The following is a 25,773-nucleotide window of genomic DNA, read 5'->3' as shown; positions in this document are numbered from 1 at the left end:
CTTAAAAGTAGGAGGGTTTATTTGTTTAGATTTTAATTTTATCCAAATCTTTTGGCTGATCGAATGCGCGCACGCTCAGCTTCTACTTCACGGTTACGAGGCTCCGCACTGGTCTCTAATGAGTTCAACAAATTACTAGTAATTAAAGCTATTTCATTGATGGCTTGATGAAATGCCTCTTCGTTAATCTTTGATGGCTTGTTAAACCCTGTTATCTTTTTAACGTACTGCACAGATGCCGCATGAATCTCTTCATCTGTAGCTGGTGGTTCGAAATTAAATAAAGTTTTAATGTTTCTACACATAAGTTACCCCTCTTTTCTTTTACTTTTTTATCAGATTATAAACCTACTATACAAGATAGGTCCATGTTAATTAAACTCAGTGTCATTCATTTTATCAAAAACATTCAGTTTAAAAGCAGAATATCATCATAATCGTATATAATGAAATTTATCTAATTGAAATAGAGATCAGGTAGGGTAATTCAATGAAAGTATATCAATTAAAAAAGAAGTTTAAAGGATACAAAAAAGGAACACAGTTTTACCTCGTTGCCGAATCAGAATTTATCGGAGTTAAAGAGTTTGTTTTGAGAACGAAGGATTTAACGAATCATATATCACTAAGTGAAAATGAATTTCTTACGTATTTTACTTTTATAAAAGATTCCTCACCCTATTAGCATAATTCATGGGGATTCCGCTCTCACTCCAGCTGTTTTTTATCGAGTTTACCAAGAGGTGTGTAGGGCAATTGTTTAACAATGGTAACCTCTTTTGGAAGTTGGAATCTAGCTACTCTTTGGCGGAGCCACTCCAATAATTCTTCCTCTGTCAGAACTTCGTTTTTTTCTGGTACCACAAATGCTTTTAAACGCTGGCCAAATTGGACGTCAAATATTCCGATTACAGCCACATCGTGAATTTGCGGGTGCTTGATTAGTACCTGCTCAATTTCAATTGGATAGACATTTTCCCCACCGGAAACGACCATATCGTCTATCCTTCCACATAAAAAATAATATCCGTTTTCGTCTCGATAACCAGCATCACCTGTTTCAATCCAGGTATGCTTTCGAATCGACCAGTCACTCTTCATACAAAGCTGACCGATCGTGCCCGTTGAGACATCCTTTTCGTTTCCATCTAAAATACTTATTTTTAGTCCACTTATCTTCTTGCCAATGGTTGTTGCCGAATACATTAAGTCCTGTGGGGTGGCGATGAAGTTCAAGCCAGTTTCTGAGGTTCCGTATAAATTGTATAGAACAGGACCTAGTCTTTGGAACTTTTCACCTACGAGCTTTGTTGGAAGCTTTGCTCCACCTGATGCGATACACTTGAGAGATTTTAATTGTGCTGGGTTTGTTAGTAGCATTTTTTGAAGCATTAATGGGACAACCGTGACGACCTCGATTTGATGTTGTTGAATGAGTTCACAGGCTTGTTTCGCGTTAAACCCGCTTGTAATCACTACATTTTTCCCTAATGGGATAAATAATAACAACACGGCAATACCATATCCGTGATAAATCGGGGTTGCAATGTACGCATTACGATAGTCTAAAATCCGTAGTCGCTTGATAAAAGCAAAAAACGGATTTAAATAATGAAAAAGGGATGGTTTGTGTGCTGCATCCTTTGACAATCCAGTGGTGCCACTCGTTTGTAGGACAAGTTTGCTCTTTGAGGTTCTTGGTAAGTTAGCTTGGCTTGCTTTCGTTTTCAGGAAATTACTGATTGCTGGTAAGTCGGAATGATAGCTTAGAATCTTTAGGTTAGAATAGTTTTGAATGATTGTGCTCAATTCATGATCATAGATGACTAGATTAAAATTGTGTCGCTCGGCGAAAGCATCAAACTGCTGCTTGCTGATTTCCGTATTTAATAAGTAGATATCCGCCCCAACGCGTGATACAGCAAAAATTGTTTTTACGAGTGAAGCATGGTTTCTACATAAAATCCCTACTTTCATTCCGGGTTGAAGTTGAGCGATTTCAACTATAGTATGGGCAAGTTTCGTTGATTGTTCTAGAAGCTGTTTGTAGGTTAGTTTTTCCCTATCGTCGACAAGCGCAAATTGGTTGGCAAATTTCTTTTCCGCAAAATGTAAAAGTGTCATCAAATTGATTCCGCAAGTAAAGATAGAACCGATTAAATAATACAGCCCTGTTGGGGAAAGCAGCTTTATTTTATATAAAACATAAAAAAGTCTAATCAGTTTCATTTTGCTTCCCCTTCTTTGAAAAATCTCCTAGATTCGTTAGAAAAACAGAGGCTAGTTGTCCAAAAACTAACCACCATGGTTGGTATTTTTTCCGACGCGTATACATCGACTTACAGATTATTTTTGCTGCATGCTGCTGCGACATTGCCGGTACGTTTCGATAACCTGGTGTGGGCTCAATCATCGGTGTTCGAACAAGCGGTAAATAGATGGTAGTAGTTGCGATTTGGTTTGCATGCAACTCTGGCAAAACAGATCGAAGCCATACATCAAATGCTGATTTGGATGCCTGATAGGCTGCGAAAAACGGAACGGGTGCTAACTTGGCGTTGATGGTTGATACATTAATAATCTGCCCCTTACTTTTTTGGAGCATTGGAATTGTTGATAACACTATTTTAACTGGCGCAAAATAGTTAATCGCCATTGTTCGTGTAAAATCATGAAACCGATCAAGAGATTCATAAATGGAACGTCTGATGGAAAGACCTGCGTTGTTGACGATGATATCTAAGGTTTGCTGATTGTGTAAAAAGGTTAGAAAGTTGGCGAGCTCGTCCTCATTTCTAAGGTCAGCCTGAAAAATGCTCACTTTGGCTTTTTGCGTTTCGATATCATTTTTGATATTTTCGAGCAGGGCGCCTCTTCTAGCGACTAGGATGAGATGGCATTGGATGTACGCTAATTGGCAAGCTACCTCTTTGCCGATACCTGAACTCGCACCGGTGATGACGATTGTTTTTCCAGTTAGGTGGGCTTGGAGCTTCTCCTTATTTAGGTTTGAAGGGAAAAACAAAAGTGATTTTAGCATTTTTCGCATTTGGGCACCTTTTTCGTTTAGTGTTGTTGGGATGAAGGACTATTATTGGGATTGAACAGCTCATTTTGGTCTTCATTGGGTTTATGAAGGGGATTTCCACACAAGATTCCCCTCCGTTTCCTCTTCATCACGGTTATGAAGGGGATTCACCCTCCTAGGACTTACCGTTTTCCTCTTCATCGCGGTATTGAAGAGGATTCACTCTCCTGGGACTCACTGTTTTCCTCTTATTCACGGTCATGAAGGGGATTCACTCTCCTGGGACTCACCGTTTTCCTCTTCATCACAGTCATGAAGGGGATTCACTCTCCTAGGACTCACCGTTTTCCTCTTCATCACGGTCATGAAGGGGATTCACTCTCCTGGGACTCACCGTTTTCCTCTTCATAACAAGCACTTAGTTTTGAACTACACTTGTAAACTCTTATTCTTTTATTAAATAAACAACTTCCTCTTCTCGCTCCACTTTGAATGTTAGATCATCTTCTGCTTGTAAGACTGTTGCATACTCGGAGAGGGTTTCTCCTGAAAAAGAAATTCCATAACCGACATTAGACGGATATCCATATACATAGCACACTACTTTTCCGTCCTTCAGAAACACGATTTGGTTCATACCTTCGTTTACGGTTTCCTGGATGCGGTCCCATTTGTAGCCTACTGTTTCATAGATTGTATCCTTCGGTGTGTATGGGCTGAAGGAATAGACCTTGTCCCATTCGAATGGTGTAATCTCTTCTAAATTTATTGTTTCAACCGATTGTTGGATGGATTCGACTTCTTGTTGAAGTAAATCTTCATTCCTCTCCCACAAGTCCTTTTTAAATAAAACTAAGAGAATTACTATGATTCCTAGAAGGACGATTGTCTTTTTGTACTTCATCAAACTTTCACCTCCACACATACTTCCACAAAAAAGGGCATTAATCCTGCAAGGATTAACACCCGAAACTACTCTAAATGTCGTTCAATTGTGAACCAGGCATACAAGCGAACTATGGGAACCAAAAGGGCAACTATTCCGACAAACAGAAATGCTCCACCATCTAAAAATAGAATCATAGCTAAGACAAAGGCTAGAATCGCTTTAAGATTACCAGAGAACCCATTGATCGGTTCATTTCCAACAAAAAGTGTTTTCCTGCCTTTTAATGTTCTTGAATAACACTGTTCATGGAAAGTCGTGATATAGAAGAAATACGTTGCAATTACAAGATTGTTTTTATCTGTGATTTCTGCCGCACATTTTTCACAATAAATGTTTTTCACCGTATCATCTCCCCGATAAATAGGTTACCTTGTTTACGACTATTTCCATAAAAAGGTTTCATTATATTTAAAGTGGGTGGCCTAGTCTAGTTAATCGCTCATCTAGCATCTCTTTCCACTCATCCGCCAGTTCTTCGACCGCCAAAATCTTGTTGATACCTTCTATATCTCTTGGCCTCTTATAATAAATCTCATTTGCTTCAAGGATAGAGACTTGATTTGGATTACGTTCTTCTAACGAAATCTTAGAATCCTTTCGTACGGTACCTTCTTTTAATACTCTCGCCAAGTAACCAGTAAAGCCCGTTTGGACCATCATCTTTAAAAGATAAGGATTGTTCGTCCTTTTTGTAATGGTGCTACACGGTATTCTTCCTTGGGTGATTTGAATAACTGCGTCACCAATTTGATAAATGTCCCCGATACAGACATCTTTTTCTTCCATATTGGTAAGGGTTAAATTCTCCCCAAAAGTTGGAAGTGGAAACTGAACTAAAAATTCACTTCCCCATAGTGCGTAATGTTCATACGGGTAAAAACATACAGCACGGTCAGGACCTCCATGATGCTTTAAATCGGCTACTCCATCTCCACTGAATCCGTCTTTGGTTAAGAAAGCTTCTTCCACTTTCTTTTTTCGGATTGCCGTTATAACTTCTTCGTTTTCTCCGTATTTCATTTTTTCGGGCAGCCCAATTGAAAAATTCTTAATTTCGATTGTCACGGCTACTCCCCCTTTCTAATTACCATTTTACTATAGTTGAAGATACTATATGAGCAAGTAATGCTAGAGGACCTTGGGCCAGAAAACCGATTACAAAATAGGTTACTAGTTTTTTTACCGTTATTTCTCCCCTAATAATTAAAAACCGTGCTGTGAAAAATGAATATGGGATTAAAATTATGATTGACGTGATAAGCCCTGGTATATAATCTTTTAAATAAATGAATTGTAGAACATGGCCAATCGCATTTGCCAGTATGATTCCTGGGACTAGAAATGCAAGGTAGGTAGCTGGTTTCATACCAAGAAATCTTTTATTTCGATAGGTCTGAAAACACCCGACTAAAGCCAAAATCCAAAGTAATGAAAAAGCAACTGCAAACTCTAGCGCCGTAATACGAAACGGGAATAGATCTGAATGCTTTAGTAGAAATTTCTCTACCGTTAAAATTTCTTCGATGTCGTGAATAAGATAAAGTAATGGGAACAAAAAAAGGAACAAGTGTATTTTTGATCGTTTTATCATATTCTCAGTGAATGGTCACTTTACCCCTTCCTCCATCAGCCGATTCCGTTGCCCCTTGTAAAATTCTTTTGTAAACTCAGAGTGATGTAATGCCCCCAGTTTTTCTGAAATAGCAAGTGCAAAGTCAACATAGGCATGGCCCTGTGCGGTAATGACATTACCTGATTTTACAACCGGCTCGTATCGGAAATTCTCCTCTTCAAAGCAACCCAGAAAATTACGTTGCTCTTGATGGAGAGTGACTGTATATGGCTTCCCTTCAAGTACTCCTGCTCTTGCTAACACATACGTACCACTGCAAATGGCTGCAGTTAATTTATTCTGTTCATGTAGTGTTTTTGTTATATCATATAGTTCCATCGTGTCTTTGACATTGATCAAGTCTCCGCCAGGGATAATTATCCCGTCATAGTCCGTCGGGTCCACCTGCTGGTACATTAAGTGCGGCACAAATTGCAAACCTGATTCCCCGGTTATCGTTTTAAGAGAGTCCGCAACGGTTATAATCTGGTGCGTCCCTCTTAGCATTGCCGTTGCCACGGTTATCTCAAATTCAGAAAACGAATCATATATGGCGAGTAATATTTTTCTCATAAAAAAGCACCCCTTTACACTAGAAGTTCTACAAGTTTGACACATTTCCCTTCTAGGATTCTATTATTAAAAGAGGTGCTTGTAGAACGTAAAATTACTCCTCGATTCCCACAAGTCCTTTAAACATTTCTACCCCGGTTTCAATAATTTCATCGCGGAAATCATATTCGTAGGTGTGGATGGATGGATGATTCTCACCATTTCCTATATAAAAATAAGCACCTTTTACAAGTTTTAGATAATGGCCATAGTCTTCTGATGCACGGTATGGTGAGGTTAGCTCACGTAAGGGATATCCTTTTACTGCTGCAACTTGGCGCACTTTATTTACCGATTCCTCATGATTAACGGTTTCCGGAAATTCATCCCGATACTCAAAGCTAACGTTAATGCCATGCTCTTTTCCAAGTTGAGTCGTAAGATTCTCGATATTTTGCTGAAGCGCATTTAGTTCCGCCTCTTTTTCCGCACGAATGGTTAACCGTAGAACACCCCTATGGGCTGCAATCCCGTAATTCTCCGAGCCAATATCTACTTGAATGATCGTGCATAGAACGAGACCGTCATATTTTTCAGGTGCCGTTAACTCGGGTAGAGTCTCAATGATTTTAGCGATTGCAAAAGAAGGATTGACTCCATCTTCAGGTTGGCTAGCGTGGGCAGGTGAACCAACCATTTCAATGGACATTCCTTTAGAAGCACAGTGGGCTGTCCCATCGATCACATGCACGGCCTTGAATTCGATGCCCGACATATTGTGGTAGCCGTAAATTTCATCGACTTTTTCTTCAATCATGATTTCAGCGCATTCAATGCCACCTTGCCCTGTTTCTTCTGCATGCTGAAAAAGGAAAATGATATTTTGATCCGCCCCTTTTTGATCTACCTCAAGAGCAAATCCAGCAAGAGTGGCGGAATGACCGTCATGTCCACATTTATGGGAAACACCTGGATTGTTTGATTTCCATGGAAGGTCAATTGTTTCGGGAATAGGGAGAGCATCAAAATCCGCTCTAAATGCAATCGTGGGTCGATCCTCACCAAATGTATATTTCGCATAGAAGTATTTCCCCTTGTCGATAATTTCGATGTTTGTTGTATGTTTTTGAAGAAAGTCGATCAAATGCTGTTTCGTCCAAACCTCCTGATAGGACAATTCGGGATTCATATGTAATTCACGACGTAACTGAATCGCCAACTCTAGATTTTTCTTATCCACTGGAAATTCCCCCTATTATTCCCCTTAATCACAGCCCAGCTTGATTACTCCTTAAATTTATATGAAACAATCAATTTTGTATGTGGTAAATACTCAAAGGTCATATAACGTCCAACATGTTTGTTTTTAATTTTTGTTGATTCAAACCATTCGCCGTTAACCTCGACCTCATTGTCCCAGTCTTTTCCTACATCATCGACATACTCAATATATCCTTCTTCTGAAGAATAATCTCTTTGCATGACATGTGGGAAATCTTTTATATACGGAACGCTTACATATCCTAAAAATACGGCAACGATTGCAAACGCCAATAGCGCCCCCGTTAACTTCATAAAACTCTTAACATCCTCAGACGGTTTACTCTTTTTATTTTTCTTAGGTTTTGTCTTTCGTTCGCGAACTGCCTCAATTCCTAATGCCGTAATGATCCAAGGTATGATAATAATAGCCATCAGAACAACAGCCAAACAAAAAATAAGCGTGAACCAATAATACCACATTCGTTCTTCCACTCCCCTGACTCTCCATGCTGATTACCGTTAATTCCATTCTACTGGAAATCATCTATTGTATAAATAAAAAATCGACAAGTAAGACACTTGTCGATCACATTCTTTATGGTTTTAAGACAACCTTGATACAATTATCTTCCCTATCGTTGAAAATTTTATAGGCATGGCTTGCTTCATCTAGAGATACCTTGTGCGTGATGATATCCGTAGGATCGAATTCCTTGTTGACGATTTTTTTATAGAGCTCTGGCATGAAATGAACGACCGGAGCTTGTCCCATTTTTAAAGTGATGTTGCGAGAGAAAAAAGCACCTAATGGGAACATATTATAATTCGCACCGTATACTCCAGTCAGTTGGACTGTACCGCCTTTTCGAACAGCCTTTGTTGAAATTTGTATGGGGCCAAGAGTTCCACCTTGTAGCTTTAGCTTTTGCTCGATAAATTCAAGAGGTGACTTTTTCCCGTCCATTCCAACACAATCAATCACGACATCAGCCCCACCACTCGTGATTTCCTTTAAATGTTCTCCCATATCGTCATGCTTTGTAAAATCAAATATCTCAACTTTATTCGTGGCTTTGGCATGTTCCATTCGGTAACCGAGATAATCAACCGCGATAACACGTTTTGCACCCTTCATCCAGGCAAACTTTTGTGCCATTAAGCCAATCGGCCCACAGCCCAGAATGATGACCGTATCCCCCTTCTTTACTCCTGCATTCACCACACTCCAATAGGCGGTTGGTAGAACATCACTTAAAAAGAGTAAAGCCTCATCTTCTAATTCACAGTCTTCTGGAATTTTAAAAGGAGTAAAATTGCCAAATGGAACTCTTAAGTATTCCGCCTGGCCACCTGGGTGGTCGCCAAATTTTTCGGAGTAGCCAAAATAGCCACCTGAATCGTAATGAGGATTCGCATTATCACATTGACTTTCTAATTCGTGTTCACAGTAATAACACTTTCCACATGCAACTGTAAAAGGAATAACAACGCGGTCGCCTTTCTTTACATGAGTGACGTCAGGACCTACCTCTTCGACAATTCCCATTGGCTCATGTCCAATCACATAGCCATCTGGCAAAGGGAAATTACCTTGATAAAGATGGAGGTCGGATCCGCAAATGGCGGTTGAGGTGATGCGGACTATCACGTCATCGCTTTTTATAATTTTTGGAGCCTCTACTTCCTTGACCTTTACTTTATATGGATTTTGATACGTAACAGCCTTCATGTTCACACTCCATTCTTAATCGTTTACAGGTTATTTTTTACGTCATGAGGGAAGTTATGCTATAAGCGTTTTGGCATAAAAATCCTGCGTTCGTAAAAGCTAAAAAATGGCGAGATAAAATAATTGACATACTTGTATATACAGGTTAAACTGAAAACGTAATCACAGCTTGTATATACAGGTTGGTTAAAGAAAATATCCTTTAGTTTAAGGGGGAAAAAACATGAGTAAGTACACAGATCCTGCGAAGGAACTGCTTGACCATATTGGTGGGAAAGAGAACGTTGCCGCTGTCACACATTGTGCAACAAGAATGCGCTTCGTTTTAAACGATCCGAAAAATGCAGATATAGAAAAAATTGAAGGTATCGGGCTAGTAAAGGGTACTTTTACACAAGCAGGACAATTCCAGGTCATTATTGGAAATGAGGTTTCTACGTTTTATAATGAGTTCGTCAAACACGCTGGTGTTGAAGGAACGAGTAAGGAAGAAGCAAAAGTTGCCGCTAAGCAAAACATGAACTGGCTTCAACGCATGATGGGACATTTAGCGGACATTTTTACACCGCTTATTCCAGCCCTTGTCGTTGGGGGTCTGATTTTAGGTTTCCGAAATGTCATTGGTGAAATTGATCTAGTTGATAACGGTACAAAAACAATCGTGGAAACATCTCAATTTTGGGCTGGTGTTCACGCATTCCTTTGGTTAATAGGCGAAGCTATCTTCCACTTCTTACCAGTAGGAATCACTTGGTCGATTACGCGTAAAATGGGAACCTCACAAATCCTTGGAATTGTGCTAGGAATTACGCTTGTATCTCCTCAATTACTGAATGCATACGCAGTTCCAAATGCAGAAGAAATTCCAGTTTGGGATTTTGGATTCACAACCATTGAAATGATCGGATATCAAGCACAGGTTATTCCAGCTATTTTAGCAGCATTTGTACTTGTTTTCTTAGAGCGTTGGTTACGTAAGATTTCACCAAATGCAATCTCAATGATTATTGTTCCGTTTTTTGCACTCGTCCCGACTGTCTTAATCGCTCATACTGTTCTTGGACCAATCGGTTGGACAATTGGATCTTGGATTTCTGATGTTGTCTACACAAGCTTAACTTCAGCCTTTGGTTGGTTATTCGCAGCAATCTTTGGATTTGCCTATGCACCACTTGTTATCACTGGTTTACACCATATGACAAATGCGATTGACCTTCAATTGATGAGTGAGTTTAATGGAACAAACCTATGGCCAATGATTGCCTTATCTAATATTGCTCAAGGTTCTGCCGTTCTTGCAATGATTTATATTAATCGTAAAAATGAAGAAGAAAAACAAGTTTCCATCCCAGCATGTATCTCTTGTTATCTCGGTGTAACAGAGCCTGCGATGTTTGGTATTAACTTAAAATACGGCTTCCCGTTCCTTGCCGCGATGCTCGGCTCAATGATTGCAGCCATCATCTCAGTAGGTAGTGGGGTTATGGCGAACTCAATCGGAGTTGGTGGAATCCCTGGAATTTTATCCATCCAGGCTGGTGACTGGCTAATGTTTGCGATTGCGATGCTTGTAGCGATTGTCGTACCATTTATTTTAACTGTCATCTTCGCAAAAGCTAACGTTGGTAAAATTTCATTCGGTAAAAAATAATAATGGTGGGAGGGGAAAATTCCCCTCCCTTTTTTCGCATTAACGCGGTAAAATGAGAATAATTAAATATTTACATCGATTGGGGATTCTTTCATGAATAATAAGTATCTAACAATCTATAGCGATTTAGTAGAAGAAATTAAAAATGGAAACATCAAAGCGAATAGTCTTCTACCTTCTGAAAATGAATTAAAGGAAGAATACAATACCTCTCGCGAAACGATTCGAAAGGCATTGAACCTGCTTTCACAAAATGGCTATATTCAAAAAATGAAGGGCAAAGGCTCTATCGTGATTGACGTGAATAAGTTTGATTTTCCAGTCTCAGGGCTTGTGAGCTTCAGAGAGCTATCGGAAAAGATGGGAGAAAAGCCGATAACGAATGTGCATGAGTTGACGGTTGGTAAGCCAGATACATTCATTAAACAACAGCTCCAGCTCTCTAGTAAGGATCAAGTGTGGAAGGTCATCCGTACAAGGGAAATGGGCGGCGAAAAAATTATCTTGGACAAGGATTTTATTTCGCGAAAGTATGTCCCGGAGCTTACGAAGGAGATTTGTGAGGAATCGATCTATGCCTATTTGGAAAATGAACTGAAGATTACCATCAGTTTTGCAAAAAAGGAAATTACGGTCGTGGAGCCAACAGATGAAGACCGCGAGCGACTCGATCTAGATGGTTTTCATAATGTCGTAGTTATCAAAAACTATGTGTATTTAGATAATGCGAGCTTATTCCAATACACAGAATCCCGCCATCGCCCAGACAAATTCCGGTTTGTCGATTTTGCACGGCGAACACATTTGTAGGTTGTAGGTGGGGTTTTTACCTGGGGCTAAGTAGTGTGAATCAAGGCGGTTGTGAAGTTCTCAATGTGGTTTGCTGGTTCGCATATGGATAATACTAGGAGATTGCGAACCTGTTAAGGCAATTATCTGGTTCGTATTTGGATAATCTTAGGAGTTTGCGCGTTAGTTAATCCAGTTACCTGGTTTGCAGTTGGATATTACTAGGAGATTGCGAACCTGTTAAGGCAGTTATCTGGTTCGTATATGGATAACTTTAGGAGATTGCATACTATTTAATCCAGTTACCTAGTTCAGAAATGGATATTACTAGGAGATTACGAGCCTGTTAAGGCAGTTATCTGGTTCGTATATGGATAACTTTAGGAGATCGCGTGCTAGTTAATCCAGTTACCCGGTTCGCCATTTGGATATTCCTAGGAGATAGAGAACCTGTAAAAACAGTTGGCCGATTTACAATTGGATAATTATAGGATATCACTTTCCGAAAGGGGTCCAACTGGCCCCCTTTTTCAGTTTGTCCCACAAAAAACAGGATGGCCCACTAAAGGCTCATCCTGTTTTTTCGTTATTAGCGAACTGTTTTTAAAGCTCCGCTCCAAGATACAACTTGGTCTAACATTAGGTTTACGTTGTCTAGGTGTAGATCTTGTGGTTTGAACTCTGAACCATTTTCGAAATCTGTGAATAATGAAAGTGTTGGATGTGTACGAACGTCCGCGATCATTAATTCACCCATGATTCCACGTAGGTGTTCAGCAGCACGTGCACCACCAGTTGAACCGTAGCTTACGATACCAGCAGCTTTGTTGTTCCAAGCTTCACGAGCTAGGTCTAACGCATTTTTCAATGCACCAGTGATAGAGTGGTTATATTCTTGAACGATGAATACGAATCCATCAAGATTAGCTAATTTTTCATTCCAAGCAGCGATTCCAGGTGCATCAGCTTCACCTAGGAATGGTAATTTGAAGTCTGCGATATCTACGATTTCGTAGTTTGCATCTCCACGCTTATCAGCGATTTCTTTTACCCATGCTCCTACTTGAGGACTAACGCGTCCTTGACGAGTACTACCTAAAATAATACCAATGTTTAATTTTTCGTTTGACATTACTTGTTCCTCCTTTTGTTGATTACCAAAAAGTTTATCTAATAAACCCATGATGTACTCTCCTTTTTATATATTAAAGGATATTTTTGTAAAATACCTTTAATTTATTTATCTCCGAAGTAAATATCTTAACTTCAAGATAAATCTTATAACAAAACAATTTTCTTGTCAACCAAAAGACTTTTAAATAATTTGTACTTTTTCATAATAAAAAATAAAAGCGCCTATTACATGATAAGCGACTTTTACTTATTTCTTATTCATCTAGGTTTTCTTCTTGTCGTTTTGTTCTCAAATGGTGGATATATAGGATTGGGATGAGGCCGCAAACAAAAATAATTCCCCCCATAATCAATCCGTCCAGTATCCCAAACCCATCCGTAAAGTTAACAGCAATACCTATAATGACCGAAATGGTTGTTAATATTAGTAGAGAGAGAACGGTACCTTTTTTAGGAGATTTTTCACTACTTTCATGGTCTACACTTATGTTCATTGAAAGATATAAAGAAACAATAGTCGTGATCATGAATACAATCCATAAAGGATTTTGTCTCATCCCATCCATCCCTTTTGTGATTAAATCATATCCCAATATCGCGATAATCCCAATGGTTTGAATGATATACGCGGTTCGGACATTTTGTAAGTTTTTTAAAACTAAACGCTCATCTTTAATCTTTTTCATTTCGTGCCACTCCCTTTTTCGACCCAAAATAATTCATCCAATGTTTTATGAACGGCATAACATATATCTAGACACAACTTTAAGGTTGGGTTGTATTTTCCTTTTTCTATTAAACTAATCGTTTGGCGGGTAACTCCAATTTTTTCAGCTAATTGCTGCTGGGTTAAATCTGCTTGTATTCGAGCGATCTTCACGTTATTTTCCAAATGCTGTAATCCCTCCTTTTATTTATTGTAACATATACATTACATTATGCAATATATATATTACATACAAAAGAATAAAAAAGATCAAATCGAATTTGATTTGATCCCAAATGCTATTTATCGAATCGGGTTGCCTGCACGTATTTTTTCTGGAATATGTCTTCTAATCGCAAATATCAGTTCACCAAGAAAGTACAAGGCAACTGTTGGCCAGATTAAAGCCCAGAAACTTCCTACAGCGCCATACAAAGTGACAAGCCTTGGATGAACATAAGCTAGGCACAAGAGAGAGAGCGCAATCCAGCAAATGGAATAGGAGAAGCAAATATGGCCTTGCAGTTGGAACTTATGGCCAGAGTAGTCCCACCATTTCTTTCCGAAAAACCACTCAAGTAGGAATCCGCTGCAATATTCCACTAATGTTGGGATTAGAAAACAGAGAGCCAACACGAATGTCCAATGCATATCTTTTCCGATTAAAAAAACAAGCAACAATGGTGCGAACCCGTACATGGGCTTAAATGGCCCAAAGAAAAAGTTATCCTTAAAGAACACTCGCTTCCTTGCATAGCTATAGCTATTTTCCAAAAGCCAACCGAAAAATGAATAAATGGTAAAGAAAAAGACAATCGCCATCACTCCATCCCAGGAAAACAGGATCGGCATCTCAAAATCAAAACCACTTACTAAACCCTGAAACATTCACAAATCACCTCAAGGAAAATATTCCTAATTAGGATTAACACACTCAAATGAAAATATACAAGAGTAGTGTGGATATCAGATCCTAATAAAACATAGTCACCCATAACCCAAAAAATAGCGCCTGGTTCAATTTAATAAATACCAGGCACTACTTTTATCGGGTACGTTAGCGTGACGCTTTTGGAGGTTGGCACACGTCACATTTACGTTGATGATTATTTTTAAATTTGGTAAATGTCTTTTCAAAATTGTTCCCACATGCACATTTAAATAATAATTTTTGAGAAAAACCGTGATATTCTGTCGAGAGCAACTTGCTCTCCGAATTTTTCTCAACAAATTCGTTAATTTTGCCGATTGTCCATCGTTTATTCATTCTTATACACCTCAAATATTTGATCGCTAGGCGAAATCTTTTCTAAGCATCCGTTCGACTTAGCCTCTAATTATAGCATGTACTGAAAAGGAATTAAATATGGGCCACAGGGACAGGTCCCTTGACCCACCCACTTGGGACGAGGGACCTGTCCCCGCGACCCACCTCAGTTAATCTTCTTTATAATGTTTTCTATTACGGAATTAATATCTGCATAGCCATGATAACGAACATATATGACATTTTTATCTTTTGACGCGAATACTTCTTTCATTTCTTCATCTTCGTGAACAATCAAAAGGTCAAAATCGGGATGCTGCTTTTCAACATACTCTTCAACGGCATTTTCATGTCTATACCAATCTATCAAATCATATACTAGATTATCCGCTATCGCTGGAATACTGAGTTGATAAAAGTTTGTAGAAATACTTGGTGAATATTCACCGCTCCCGTCCTTCCAATTCTCCCCTGGAATTACTCCGTTTTCGTCTGTTTCATATTGAACGGGTGCAAAAGGACTCCAGTTATATGAAATCCGATTCGACCAATCCACATTATCGCTCATATATTCAGATTCTCCACGAGCTAAAGCAGGGTTCTGCTCGACATCTGCTAATCTCACAATCGGTAAGTTCGGACTCTCTACCGGCAATGTTTTCACATCCGATTTAACCAGTTGTGTGAAAGGAACGATAGCAGTGAGGCATGAAACGATCATAAAAAGAAAAGCGATCACCGTATTTATTCGATGGTGCTTCTTCCATGGGGCATGATGGTCAATCGGTTTTCCTTCTATCAATTTTTTTCGTAAAGCACGAATGGAGATAGCTGCTAGTAGGGAGTTATAGGCCTGATATCCAATTATGATGGATAAAATGGTTTGTACAAGAACCGTTCCCTCAACCAAATGGTAGATTGGTGCACCACCAAGAAACCAAATTGAAGATGCCATTCCAATGATTAAAAGCACTGCAATAACAACAAAACGAGCAGTTACGGCTAATTTTTTATCAAGTGTCTTTAATGTATACGATTGCTCGGCAGGGTCTGTATGTAGCTCTGGTGCCTCACGCTCCACTGGTGATGAGAACACATGGAAGCCTTGATAGCCCGTCACATAATCCCATCCGCTTTCCGCATACATCTCAATTTGTTCAGGTTTTATTTTTCTTTTCATTGGAACATCGATTCTATATCTCATTTGTTTAGGTTCACCTTTAACAAAATGAGCAAGATGAATTCCCATCTTTTTAAAATGGTATCCCTTCGCCGCCATGTCAGCAAACCAACTTTCATGCTCACCAATTCGCCAATAATCACTAGGACGAAGTTTACGGACGATCTTATTCATGTTCGTCACCCCCCTCTAAAATCTTTCCATCCTGAATCTGGGATTTTAATCGACTGTACTCCATTCGTAATGCTTGCTCCCCTTCTGGCGTTATTTCATAGGTTTTTCGTCGCCCATCATCTTCTGCTAATGAAATCAGGCCATCCTTCTGCATTCGTGAGAGCACTCCGTATAGAGTTCCTGGGCCCATTTTTACCCTGCCATTCGAAACATCCGTAATGGCTTGCATCAACTGATACCCATGATTAGGATGCATTAACGCAAGTAACACATAGTACATCGCTTCCGTCATCGGTCCCCCATTATATGCCATTCCTTCCACCTCTTCTTTCGTGGGACACAGGGACAGGTCCCTTGTCCCAAATTGGGATGAGGAATCTGTACCCACGTCCCACACCAGTATTATGCGTCTCGATATTATGTATCACGATATATCGTATGACATAATAGTACTTTAAAAAGTATCTCATGTAAACTATAAAAAAAGCGATTGCATTCATTTTGTTGCAATCGCAAAAGTAATTAAGTCTTTTTAGGTTTAGGTAAACAATCTTCCTCAGGCTTTATGTGAACCTGTTTCCAAGGCTCGATTCCTGCTTTTCGAAACTGGGCAATTTCAACATCAGTTCCATTCGTTAATGTGAAAAATAAAATACAATAATCCGCTCCATCCTTACCATAGAAGCAAATCGTTTTCATGTATCCGTTTTTCTTCGTTGGGTACAGGTGTTGAATCATTTTACACCATTCGCCATATTTTATTCCTACTACGGATTCTGCATCGTGGTCCCAGCCATGATATGGGGCACATAAAAAATCTTCTCCAGTCTTACTCATATCCGAAATACGAAAGCCTTCTTTTTCGTGTTCCAACTGGATAAATCCATACGAATAGCCAAAATACTCAACCATCAGGTCTTCTCGCAACTCAATCGTTTCAATTTCATAAAAGAATCTGATTTTCTGTTTTCCATCTGGCACTCGGCAAAGCTTTAGCAAACTCGTATGCCCGATCCCAGCAAACGAATCTACATATTTTTCATAGCTTAGTTTATTTTGATAGGCTTCGGACAAAAAATTATAGGCAATTGGAAATGGTATCTGACCATTACCGATGGAACCGCAACTCCTTTTTCCTAAACTTGCTGCCTCTCGTAAAATACTAAAATAGTTGATAAGTGTATCTTCAGGGGTTCTCGTTAATTCTTGTGGTAACTGGATTTGATCATGTGTTTTATCATAGTATGGATCGAAGAACTTCCAACTGTTAAATCTTAGATTTAAAGCTTTTAAGCAAGATGGCCGAAAATACTTTTGATGATAAGTGTTTATGTCCATTTGATTCCGATTTCGCATATTCATCACCCTGGTTTTAGTTTATGGGCGAGTGTAGGAAAGGGTGTTTTCATCAAACTTCAACAACAAAAAAGGTACATAAAGGACAGGTCCCATGCCCCAACTGGGACGAGGGACCTGTCCTTCGTGTACCACTTTATACTCCGCCATATCTTCTTTTGCGTTGTCGGTATTCTTGTAATGCCTTCATGAATTCTTCCTCATCGAAATCGGGCCACAATACATCGGTAAACCAGAATTCAGTATATGCCAATTGCCAAAGGAGGAAGTTGCTCAGGCGTTTTTCACCACCGGTGCGAATCAGTAAGTCCGGCTCTGGCAGATCTGCTGTATATAGGTATTGATTAAACTGCTGTTCATCAAGATCATCAAGACTCAATTTATCATTGTTAATGTCTTTAAGCATTGTTTTCATGGCATCGAGAAGCTCATGCCTGCTTCCATAGTTGAGGGCAAAATTCAGCAGAAGTCCGTCATTGTCTTTCGTCCGTTCGATTGCATACTGAATCGCTTCGCGAGTATGGGACGGAAGATTCTCCATGTCCCCAATCGCCTCAATCCGTACATTGTTGGAAATAAGTTCTGGTAGATAAAGATGAAGAAATTCCTTAGGCAGCCTCAAAATAAATTCTACCTCAGGCTTTGGACGCTTCCAGTTTTCCGTGGAAAACGTATATAATGTCAAAACCTTCACATCAAATTTGACTGCAGCCTTTACGGTTTTTAGGACGGCAGAAATCCCTTCCTTATGGCCAGCAACTCTAGGCAGGCCACGCTTCTGAGCCCAACGGCCATTCCCATCCATAATAATCGCGATATGTTCCGGAGTTTGATCTTCACGATAATCGAATGATTCTTTCGCTTGTTTCTGATTAAAAAAAGGAATTCTCATTGCCATATTTATAACTCCTTAAAAATTAGATTTTCGAGTGGGACAAGGGACCTGTCCCCCTGTCCCATTATTCGTCACTTCGGTACTCTAATAGATCCCCTGGTTGACAATCCAAGGCTTTACAAATCGCTTCTAATGTTGAAAACCGAACCGCTTTTGCCTTTCCATTTTTCAATATGGAGAGGTTAGCCATTGTGATTCCAACTCTTTCCGATAGTTCTGTTACACTCATTTTTCTTTTAGCCAGCATTACGTCAATGTTTATTATAATCGCCATTGTTATCACCTCAGACCGTTAAATCATTTTCTGTTTTAATCTTGATCGCTTCTTGTAAAAGTTTTTTGAGTAGAGCCGCAAAGACTGCAACCACCATCGAAGCACCAACAATGACCAATCCGATTAATACGAGACCTGGTGCATCATCCCACTGCGCTACGATAAACACGAATGGTAAGGCTAATACATATAAACCACAAATCGTGATGGCACAGGTTCTAATTTTCTTTAGAGCTATTACTGAAAGATCCGAGAAAGCAATGTTTTTGTCGATATAATTTAAAAGCCTGAACGCTTGGTATAAGGCAACGTAAAACGGAATCGCTGAAACATACATGAGAGTTAATATACCAAGTACCATATACCCCAACGTTGCTCCATTTGCGGCTTCTTCAAATGCGATACTCGCGACCCTTGGTAGCCCCAAAATACAGAGAGCTAAAACGGGAATTCCTACTATAATAACGGCCAACCTTAAAAAACGCGTTGAACTTAGTTTCATAACCTACACCTCATTTAATTAATGTCAATTTAATTTACCATATATTTTATCGTTTTACAATAAAATATTATTGAATTTTATTTTGTTTTTGTTGTTTATAGGATTATCCTTTTCATATTTATTAGACACAATAAAAAGCATTTCTGATGAGTGAAATGCTTTAAATCTTCGGCTCTATGTAGTAAGGATGATCAGGAGTTAATCATTCAATCCCTTTCCATTAAGAATTTGCTCGATATATTTCTCAACCCTTGACTCTCGAGTTTTTGATTGCTTAGCTCCAGAAAAATGAAGGATATATGCCCTTTGGCGTCCCGGAGTTAATGCTTCAAAAGCCGTTTTCAAGCCGGACACTTCATCAAATTTCGTTTGAAGTTCCTCAGGGATTGTAAAATCTGTTGTCTTTTTAAGTTTGACTTCCAAACCTTCTTTTTCCACCTTTATGGCTTCCTGAATATAGTCCTTCAAAATACTTTCCATTTCAACGATTTCCCCAACCTTGGTAAACCGTATTTGGCGCTGTGCCTGTGAATTCTCACCAGGTTTAACTAAAACACTATTGGGATCCTTTAACAGTGCACCCTTAAAAAACATCAGTGCACAGTATTCCTTAAAATTTTGTATGATCGCGATGTTCCTTCCTTGAGACGTATAACAAGGCAATCTCCACTTTAATTCTTCAGTCAAACCGCAGTCAAGATTGATCATTCTCAATTTCTCAAACTCTTCCTGCCACTTCTTTTCCTTTTGTAAAAATTCATCAACCTTAGGATTCATTCTACTATTTGTCATCAGAGAACACCCTTCATTTCTTAAATTTGGTTTGGTCATCGGTTCCTTGTCCCATTTGGGACGAGGAACCTGTCCCTGTGTCCCGGTCTATTTTATCATTTCCCAAAAATGCGTTGCTGCTTTTGAGGTTGGCACATCTTTTAATTTCATCATTACGGGTTCTAGACGAATATCAAAATTCCCGAACTCGTAAATCTGTAAATGCTGGTAAAATAATGATTTATAATTCATTCTTGGAATGATGGAGATTCCTAACCCACGATTGACAAGTGCGACAACCATGGGAATATCTTTGCATTCAACAACAATATTGGGTTGTACTTCATGGTCTTGAAACGCTTTTAATATATTTTCATGAAAGGTGACCTTCCATCGCACCTAGCATGATAAAAGGAAGGAGAGCAATTTCATTAAAAGTAGGCTGTGCTGAGAGCTCACTTGTTAAGCTTTTAGGAACAATGAGGATGGCAGGTTCTTTCTTCAGCGGCTTCATATCAAATTGCTCCGTATGACTCGGTCTAAAAAGTAACGCAAGATCAATCTCCTTTTGTTTTAACTTCGCTAATAAACTTTCCGAGTCCCCAGAAAAAATGTTAATTTTGATTTGAGAAAACTGTTCTCTAAAGTCCTCAATGTAATCAATCAACATATTCGAACATGCTGATGAGACCCCTATACGTACTGTTCCCGCGGTACCCTCTTCTATTTCATGAATCCGTCGTTTGACTTCTTCCATTTGACTTACTAATTGTTCAGCATATTGATATAACAGTTGGCCAGATTCGGTTAATTCCCATTTTTGTCGATACCGGTTAATTAATGTAGTACCCAATTCTGTTTCTAATTTTTTTAATAGCTGACTTAACGGCGGTTGTGCGATGTTCAGTACTTCAGCTGCCTTCGAAATATTCCCTTGTAGAACAATTTCCCTATAATACTGTAACTGACGTATATCCATTATTAAAAGCTCCATTATATGTTTTTATATATGATTTGTGTACTAAATATATATTATTAATATACCATTTCCCATGATAATATTGAAATTGGACTATTTTTTAGAGGAGGATTATATGAATCATAGTAACGTGACTATAAAACGGCTTAGTTTGTACATTATTGGCTTGTTTTTCCTTTCACTTGGTGTCAGCTTTTCCATACAGGCAGACCTTGGTGTTTCACCAGTCTCGTCTTTAGCTTATGCATTTGCGCTTGCTTCAGGGTTTTCGGTCGGAATGATGACCATAGTTGCAAATGTTTTATTTATTATTATCCAAGTGATACTAAGTAAACAATTCAATTTCAAAGAATCGATCGTTCAATTAGTAATTGCATTTTTATTTGGCTTCTTTATGGATTTAACCTTGTTCCTTGTGCAGCTCGCGCCAATGCCAGAGTCAATATTCATGCGATGGGCTTTTTTAATCATTAGTTTATTCGTAGTTGCAGTAGGTTTACTTGGTTATTTCACTGCGAAATTCCCCTTAATGCCTTTCGATCAATTAACTTTTGTGATAAGCGAAAAGTATAAATTAAAAGTAGGTAAAGCTAAAATTTCAAGTGACTTACTTAATGTTTGTGTAGCAGGAGTTGTCTGTGTTGTCACGATTCAATCATTAGGTGCAGTCGGGATTGGTACAGTAGTTGCTGCATACTTCATCGGTAAAATTTTAGGCTGGTTCATGAAGCATTTCCAAATACCGCTGTCTCAATGGATGAATAGAAACAATGTCAATGAGGCGATTGAAAAGAAAAACACGAGTCTTTCGTCTTGATAGATTCGTGTTTTTTCTTGTTGTTGTAATATGATGTAACTTACCTTCAACTAAGCATATTTCTAGTGCTGAGGGTACGATTAAGTCTTTTCTTACCCTCACAAAAAAAGCGCGCTACAATCGGTACGATTACAAAATAATATCTCCCAAACTAAAAAAGCGCCCGCAAGGACACTTTAATAGATTTATACATATCTCCAAATATACACGCCAACCGCAATCAATGAGAGCAGTATCACGATTGTATAGATGAGGGTCAGGGTGATACTGTTTCTCTTCGTTTTTTCGCGGTAGTTTGCGTCCCCTTTTCCTGCTATTAACATGGTTCCAATTAATGCAGCGATTCCAAGGATAATGACGATAGTAAACGCCGTATTCACTTTACTGTTTCACCTCGATTATAAAGATGTCTCATTTTCGATCATAGCCTTTTTCGGGAGCTTTTCGCTTGTTTCTTGAACGATGATCACAGCTGCAATCACCATGATAATCCCAACATATTGCCACATTTGCAAGGTTTCTTGAAAGATAAAAAAGCCAATGATTGCTGCAACAACCGGTTCTATCGTTGCAATAATTGAAGCCCGGCTTGACTCAATATACTGTAAGCCTTTTGTATATAGGATAAATGCCATCATCGTTGATAGAAATCCTAATCCTATGATGTAAATCCAAGCTTTAATATCCGTAAACAGATTCGCTACGTTCCATATTCCACTGAACGGTGTTACTGCAACCGCTGCAAAAATAAACGTATACACCGTGACAGTAAGTGAATCATATTTTTTAAGCGCAAACTTGCCAAAGATACTATAAAGCGCATAAAAGAACCCGGATCCGATTCCCACCACTAGACCGAAGAGAGAAATTGTACCTGAAAAGCTTGGAAAGACTCCTACAACAAAGGCACAGCCCACAATGGTTACCACAAGAGCCAGGACTTTTCGGGTGGTGAGTTTCTCTTTAAATAATATTCTAGCAAATATCGTGACAAAGGCTGGTGCGGTATAAAGGAGAATCGCAGCAACAGAAATCGAAGTTTCCTCAATCGCTACAAACATGCACCAGTTAAAAAAGACAATACTTATAATTCCTGTACCAATAAAATATTTGCTGTCAGTTAGCTTCATTTTAAAGGCACTCGGATTTCTCAATAAAGCATATGTAATGAGAAAAATAGAGGCTGCGATTGCTCTCACAGCTACAACCTGTAGTGGTGTAAAGCCAATTGCGTACAGATTGCTTACAAATAAACCGATAATGCCCCATAACGCTGCACCTGCTGCAATAGAAAGCCCCGCCGTCTTTTTGTTCATTAGCGTTTCCCCCGATGGACGTATTGCCAATATGTTACCAGAATTCAAAAAATTTTAAAAGTAAATATACCATTTTCGGATTACCCAATTACACAAAGTCACCTAAAGCTTCAATTTTACATACAAAAAGCCGAGCAAACACCGTCGCTCAGCTTCTCCTTTATTTTACTTATCTTATAGGCACTTCAATTGTCTCATCATCAAAAAGAACTTTAAGGACCAATGGTTTATCTGTTTCTGAAACAGGTGTTGGAACTTGGAAATAGATATGAACATTTCCTTTTGTTAGGGGATTTACACTAGCCCCACCGAATTTTGTACCTTCCTCTTCCTCTGTTGCTGCTAAACTTTCAAACTCATGCTTGCCATCGTATAGTAAAAAGAATTTAACAGGCGCAAGTTTGTGTCCATAGTTAAAAATATCCGTTGTATCGTTATTAATGGTACCTGTTATATGAAGATAGATTTGAGAATCTGCATTCGTACTGCGTGTTGCCCAAATATCATCGGGCTTCGGATTAGAAACAGAAAACTCTTTTACAAACGACGCATTCGTAAGCTTAATCTCTACAGAGTCATTATCATAATAAAATACCTTGTCGGAATCAAATAAGTTTTCAGCAGGTTTTACTTCTTCTTTCTCATCGCCACCGGAGGCTCTAAAAACTTCTGCTTCCTTGCTATTTGTTTCTTCACTATCTTCTTCTGTTTCTTTCGTTTCAGTGTCTTCTTCCTGGGCATTTGTCTCTGTTTCTGTTATATCCGACTTAGACGTATTTGACTGGTCGTCACTTTTCTTCGATGCTTCATTCGAACTACCACAAGCTGTTAATAGTACTGCTAATACCAATGTAAAAAGTATACTTCCCCATTTTTTCTCCATCATATTCCTCCTATAAACCCACTCAAAAACTAATTATAGTATCCAAATTTTGGGCATACAACAGAATTGGTTAAAAATAGGAAATAAATCCCTCTTCTTAAATTCAAAAGACTAGACCTTTTAACTATATCCAACTAAAAACACATACTTACTGCCTATTTTTAAATAAATTCCCTTACCTTGAATAGAAATGATACTGATTTTTCCCTTTCCGTTTTGCTTCGAACATGGCCATATCGGCATGTTTCATAAGGACCTGCGCTGTATGGCCATCCTCTGGATAAAAGGCGATTCCTATACTCGAGGTCACGCTAACAGAAATGTCTTCGATAATGACTGCTTCCTGAATGGATTGGATGATTGTTTCAGCAAATTGCTTTGTCTCCTCTACATTTGTATTCGTTAGAAACAGATTAAACTCATCCCCCGCCATCCTTGACAACATTCCCTTCTCCGGCAAAAGCTCTTTTAAGCGCATTGATATTCGTTGAATGAAGATGTCACCCACATCATGACCATATGTATCATTAATCGCTTTAAACCCATCGAGATCTAAAAATAATAATGAAAGAGGTTGCCCAATTTCAATTGCCTCAGTCAATTTTTGAGCAAAGTATCTCCGATTTGGCAGGCCTGATAAGGGGTCATGGAAGGCGAGCTGGTGCATCATCTCCTCCACTTCTTTTCTTGCAGTAATGTCTGTAAAAAACACTTGGACAAATGTCTCTCCATGCATTTCATATGGGAAACCAGAGACTTCGGCATAAATGGACTGCTTATCTAGCCGAATCATTTTTTCTTCGATCGCTCCAACCGCCTTATCATTTCGGATTGCCTTCCATCTATTTTTAATAATTTGATGATAATCGGGGTGAATGAAGTCGAGAAAATGCTTTCCTACGATTTGCTTTACAGATGTGCCACCCAAAATTCTGATACCAGTAGGATTGATATAATGAATAATGCCAAACTTATGGATGGTGATCCCAACTGGTGCCAATTCTACTAAACGCTTGTAATGTTCTTCGCTCACTAATAATTGATTTCGCAGTCTGTCGTCCCTGCTTGCTTGAAAAAGGAGCAATACAAGCAGAATGAGAATGAAAATCGTAATAGCCGCTGCGATTGTGTATCCAGATAAAACATATCCTGAATGGCCACCTTGATGATAAAAATCAACTTTTTCGAAGGTCGTTGCACTCATTCCGGTGTAATGCATGCCTGCGATTCCTGTCCCTAGAAAGATGGATCCAGCAAATTCAAACCAAGCTTCATTTCGATATTTCGAAAATAGCCAGAATGTCACCGATGATCCGATAAACGCTGCTAAGAGAGAAAGCAGTAACAGTAGAGTTGCATAGGATAAATTGGCCGCCATTTGCATCGAACGCATGCTTAAAAAATGCATCCCAAAAATACCGAGACTCAGCAATAAACTACTAATCACCACTGTTCTCGTTTGTTGCCCTTTCGAGATAAGTGAAAAGGCAAGCAGCGATAACATCACAATTAGAAATAAAGACGCTAGGACGATCCAAGTATTGTAGGTAACGGTTACGTTAATATGGACTGCAAGCATCCCGATAAAATGCACCGCCCACACACCTCCGCCCATTACCAACGAGGCTGCAACCAACCAAAACATATCGCTTTTTTTGCTTTTCATATTTCGATTTATTAAATGAAGGGCAACATATGAAGTAAAAATACCAATCAGAATCGAAAGAATAACCATCCATAAATGATACTCTGTCTCGTAGCTACCATGGTTTGAAAATATCATTCAAAAACACCTTTTCAAAAATTTTGTGGCGATGCCGTTACCACCTTATCATTAGGATGGTTTAATGGGGAAAATACATTCAGAATACGATCGGATTACAAAGTAAGTATCCGCCCGTAGAACGGGCGGTTTTGATTTCGCCCTATAAGGGCACTTTACCAAC

Annotated in this window: 31 protein-coding genes and 1 pseudogene; 4 read left to right on the top strand and 28 right to left on the bottom strand. The window is 39.0% G+C overall.

What is annotated here, in order from left to right; genetic code table 11:
* Window positions 1-38 precede the first annotated feature (38 nt).
* Window positions 39-305 (bottom strand): DUF2277 domain-containing protein, encoded by a 267-nt coding sequence (locus tag ACFSFW_RS07265; RefSeq protein ID WP_388036634.1) that lies wholly within the window; start codon window positions 303-305, stop codon window positions 39-41.
* Between the two features lie 185 nt (window positions 306-490).
* On the opposite strand from ACFSFW_RS07265, the gene ACFSFW_RS07260 reads away from it, so the two are divergent.
* The gene (locus ACFSFW_RS07260; protein WP_304216315.1) at window positions 491-685 is read left to right on the top strand and encodes a hypothetical protein; all 195 of its coding nucleotides are present in this window, start codon (window positions 491-493) and stop codon (window positions 683-685) included.
* Between the two features lie 23 nt (window positions 686-708).
* Here the strand turns inward: ACFSFW_RS07260 and ACFSFW_RS07255 are convergent, their stop codons facing one another.
* From ACFSFW_RS07255 to ACFSFW_RS07210, 10 genes are all read right to left on the bottom strand, one after another.
* Window positions 709-2,229 (bottom strand): AMP-binding protein, encoded by a 1,521-nt coding sequence (locus ACFSFW_RS07255; RefSeq protein WP_388036631.1) that lies wholly within the window; start codon window positions 2,227-2,229, stop codon window positions 709-711.
* Entirely contained in the window at window positions 2,216-3,049 is an 834-nt protein-coding gene (locus ACFSFW_RS07250) for an SDR family NAD(P)-dependent oxidoreductase (RefSeq protein WP_388036629.1), read from the bottom strand. The genes ACFSFW_RS07255 and ACFSFW_RS07250 overlap by 14 nt, the downstream gene beginning before the upstream one ends.
* A 424-nt stretch (window positions 3,050-3,473) precedes the next feature.
* Window positions 3,474-3,932, bottom strand: coding sequence for a hypothetical protein (locus ACFSFW_RS07245; RefSeq protein ID WP_388037411.1), 459 nt, complete (start codon window positions 3,930-3,932; stop codon window positions 3,474-3,476).
* A gap of 68 nt (window positions 3,933-4,000) precedes the next feature.
* Entirely contained in the window at window positions 4,001-4,318 is a 318-nt protein-coding gene (locus tag ACFSFW_RS07240) for a hypothetical protein (protein ID WP_304216309.1), read from the bottom strand.
* A gap of 67 nt (window positions 4,319-4,385) precedes the next feature.
* Window positions 4,386-5,042, bottom strand: coding sequence for an MOSC domain-containing protein (locus tag ACFSFW_RS07235; RefSeq protein WP_304216307.1), 657 nt, complete (start codon window positions 5,040-5,042; stop codon window positions 4,386-4,388).
* A 19-nt stretch (window positions 5,043-5,061) separates the two neighbouring features.
* Window positions 5,062-5,568 (bottom strand): HXXEE domain-containing protein, encoded by a 507-nt coding sequence (locus ACFSFW_RS07230; RefSeq protein ID WP_388036624.1) that lies wholly within the window; start codon window positions 5,566-5,568, stop codon window positions 5,062-5,064.
* A 15-nt stretch (window positions 5,569-5,583) separates the two neighbouring features.
* On the bottom strand, window positions 5,584-6,162 hold the full coding sequence (locus ACFSFW_RS07225; RefSeq protein WP_388036621.1) for a DJ-1/PfpI family protein: 579 nt from the start codon (window positions 6,160-6,162) through the stop codon (window positions 5,584-5,586).
* Window positions 6,163-6,256: 94 nt separating this feature from the next.
* On the bottom strand, window positions 6,257-7,381 hold the full coding sequence (locus tag ACFSFW_RS07220) for a M20 metallopeptidase family protein (protein ID WP_388036618.1): 1,125 nt from the start codon (window positions 7,379-7,381) through the stop codon (window positions 6,257-6,259).
* A 44-nt stretch (window positions 7,382-7,425) separates the two neighbouring features.
* On the bottom strand, window positions 7,426-7,896 hold the full coding sequence (locus ACFSFW_RS07215; protein ID WP_388036616.1) for a hypothetical protein: 471 nt from the start codon (window positions 7,894-7,896) through the stop codon (window positions 7,426-7,428).
* Window positions 7,897-7,999: 103 nt separating this feature from the next.
* Window positions 8,000-9,133, bottom strand: coding sequence for a zinc-dependent alcohol dehydrogenase (locus ACFSFW_RS07210; RefSeq protein WP_388036613.1), 1,134 nt, complete (start codon window positions 9,131-9,133; stop codon window positions 8,000-8,002).
* 223 nt (window positions 9,134-9,356) lie between these two features.
* Here ACFSFW_RS07210 and treP point away from each other — a divergent pair, with 223 nt between their 5' ends.
* Both treP and treR read left to right on the top strand, forming a co-directional pair.
* A complete protein-coding gene (gene treP / locus ACFSFW_RS07205) occupies window positions 9,357-10,784 on the top strand; it encodes a PTS system trehalose-specific EIIBC component (protein ID WP_304216296.1) in 1,428 nt (475 codons plus the stop codon).
* 93 nt (window positions 10,785-10,877) lie between these two features.
* Complete coding sequence (gene treR, locus ACFSFW_RS07200) at window positions 10,878-11,594, top strand: trehalose operon repressor (protein WP_388036609.1); 717 nt, start codon at window positions 10,878-10,880, stop codon at window positions 11,592-11,594.
* 568 nt (window positions 11,595-12,162) lie between these two features.
* Here treR and ACFSFW_RS07195 read toward each other — a convergent pair.
* The 13 genes and pseudogenes from ACFSFW_RS07195 to ACFSFW_RS07135 form a co-directional block, all read right to left on the bottom strand.
* Window positions 12,163-12,756: an NADPH-dependent FMN reductase gene (locus tag ACFSFW_RS07195; RefSeq protein WP_099355375.1), complete on the bottom strand. Its 594-nt coding sequence runs from the start codon at window positions 12,754-12,756 to the stop codon at window positions 12,163-12,165.
* A 205-nt stretch (window positions 12,757-12,961) separates the two neighbouring features.
* On the bottom strand, window positions 12,962-13,393 hold the full coding sequence (locus ACFSFW_RS07190) for a hypothetical protein (RefSeq protein ID WP_388036606.1): 432 nt from the start codon (window positions 13,391-13,393) through the stop codon (window positions 12,962-12,964).
* Window positions 13,390-13,599, bottom strand: a complete 210-nt coding sequence (locus ACFSFW_RS07185; RefSeq protein ID WP_388036604.1) for a helix-turn-helix transcriptional regulator — start codon at window positions 13,597-13,599, stop codon at window positions 13,390-13,392. The genes ACFSFW_RS07190 and ACFSFW_RS07185 overlap by 4 nt, the downstream gene beginning before the upstream one ends.
* A gap of 117 nt (window positions 13,600-13,716) precedes the next feature.
* Entirely contained in the window at window positions 13,717-14,301 is a 585-nt protein-coding gene (locus ACFSFW_RS07180; RefSeq protein ID WP_388036601.1) for a putative ABC transporter permease, read from the bottom strand.
* A gap of 169 nt (window positions 14,302-14,470) precedes the next feature.
* Window positions 14,471-14,680 carry a hypothetical protein gene (locus ACFSFW_RS07175; RefSeq protein WP_099361398.1) on the bottom strand — a complete coding sequence of 70 codons (210 nt, stop codon included), beginning with the start codon at window positions 14,678-14,680 and terminating at the stop codon, window positions 14,471-14,473.
* Window positions 14,681-14,846: 166 nt separating this feature from the next.
* Entirely contained in the window at window positions 14,847-16,034 is a 1,188-nt protein-coding gene (locus tag ACFSFW_RS07170; RefSeq protein WP_388036597.1) for a DUF2812 domain-containing protein, read from the bottom strand.
* The gene (locus tag ACFSFW_RS07165) at window positions 16,027-16,347 is read right to left on the bottom strand and encodes a PadR family transcriptional regulator (protein ID WP_099361396.1); all 321 of its coding nucleotides are present in this window, start codon (window positions 16,345-16,347) and stop codon (window positions 16,027-16,029) included. Before ACFSFW_RS07165 ends, ACFSFW_RS07170 begins: the two co-directional genes overlap by 8 nt.
* 209 nt (window positions 16,348-16,556) lie before the next feature.
* Window positions 16,557-17,390, bottom strand: coding sequence for a hypothetical protein (locus ACFSFW_RS07160; RefSeq protein WP_388036594.1), 834 nt, complete (start codon window positions 17,388-17,390; stop codon window positions 16,557-16,559).
* A gap of 136 nt (window positions 17,391-17,526) precedes the next feature.
* Window positions 17,527-18,288 (bottom strand): undecaprenyl pyrophosphate synthase, encoded by a 762-nt coding sequence (gene uppS, locus ACFSFW_RS07155; RefSeq protein ID WP_304216284.1) that lies wholly within the window; start codon window positions 18,286-18,288, stop codon window positions 17,527-17,529.
* Window positions 18,289-18,349: 61 nt separating this feature from the next.
* The gene (locus ACFSFW_RS07150; RefSeq protein WP_099355368.1) at window positions 18,350-18,559 is read right to left on the bottom strand and encodes a helix-turn-helix domain-containing protein; all 210 of its coding nucleotides are present in this window, start codon (window positions 18,557-18,559) and stop codon (window positions 18,350-18,352) included.
* 10 nt (window positions 18,560-18,569) lie between these two features.
* Window positions 18,570-19,061, bottom strand: a complete 492-nt coding sequence (locus ACFSFW_RS07145) for a DUF2975 domain-containing protein (protein ID WP_304216282.1) — start codon at window positions 19,059-19,061, stop codon at window positions 18,570-18,572.
* A 198-nt stretch (window positions 19,062-19,259) separates the two neighbouring features.
* On the bottom strand, window positions 19,260-19,853 hold the full coding sequence (locus ACFSFW_RS07140) for a YdeI/OmpD-associated family protein (RefSeq protein WP_304216280.1): 594 nt from the start codon (window positions 19,851-19,853) through the stop codon (window positions 19,260-19,262).
* Between the two features lie 87 nt (window positions 19,854-19,940).
* A pseudogene (locus tag ACFSFW_RS07135) lies at window positions 19,941-20,811 on the bottom strand (LysR family transcriptional regulator).
* A gap of 115 nt (window positions 20,812-20,926) precedes the next feature.
* Here ACFSFW_RS07135 and ACFSFW_RS07130 point away from each other — a divergent pair.
* Window positions 20,927-21,628 (top strand): YczE/YyaS/YitT family protein, encoded by a 702-nt coding sequence (locus ACFSFW_RS07130; protein ID WP_388036589.1) that lies wholly within the window; start codon window positions 20,927-20,929, stop codon window positions 21,626-21,628.
* A 185-nt stretch (window positions 21,629-21,813) separates the two neighbouring features.
* Here the strand turns inward: ACFSFW_RS07130 and ACFSFW_RS07125 are convergent, their stop codons facing one another.
* From ACFSFW_RS07125 to ACFSFW_RS07110, 4 genes are all read right to left on the bottom strand, one after another.
* Window positions 21,814-22,008: a hypothetical protein gene (locus tag ACFSFW_RS07125; RefSeq protein WP_099361389.1), complete on the bottom strand. Its 195-nt coding sequence runs from the start codon at window positions 22,006-22,008 to the stop codon at window positions 21,814-21,816.
* An 18-nt stretch (window positions 22,009-22,026) separates the two neighbouring features.
* Window positions 22,027-22,944 carry a DMT family transporter gene (locus ACFSFW_RS07120; protein ID WP_388036585.1) on the bottom strand — a complete coding sequence of 306 codons (918 nt, stop codon included), beginning with the start codon at window positions 22,942-22,944 and terminating at the stop codon, window positions 22,027-22,029.
* 169 nt (window positions 22,945-23,113) lie between these two features.
* Entirely contained in the window at window positions 23,114-23,827 is a 714-nt protein-coding gene (locus tag ACFSFW_RS07115) for a hypothetical protein (RefSeq protein WP_388036582.1), read from the bottom strand.
* A gap of 175 nt (window positions 23,828-24,002) precedes the next feature.
* A complete protein-coding gene (locus tag ACFSFW_RS07110) occupies window positions 24,003-25,610 on the bottom strand; it encodes a sensor domain-containing diguanylate cyclase (RefSeq protein WP_388036578.1) in 1,608 nt (535 codons plus the stop codon).
* Window positions 25,611-25,773 lie beyond the last annotated feature (163 nt).

The organism is Ferdinandcohnia salidurans (genome assembly GCF_042680725.1).
GTDB lineage: Bacteria > Bacillota > Bacilli > Bacillales > Bacillaceae_L > Ferdinandcohnia > Ferdinandcohnia salidurans.
This window is presented reverse-complemented; position numbering and strand designations above follow the sequence as displayed.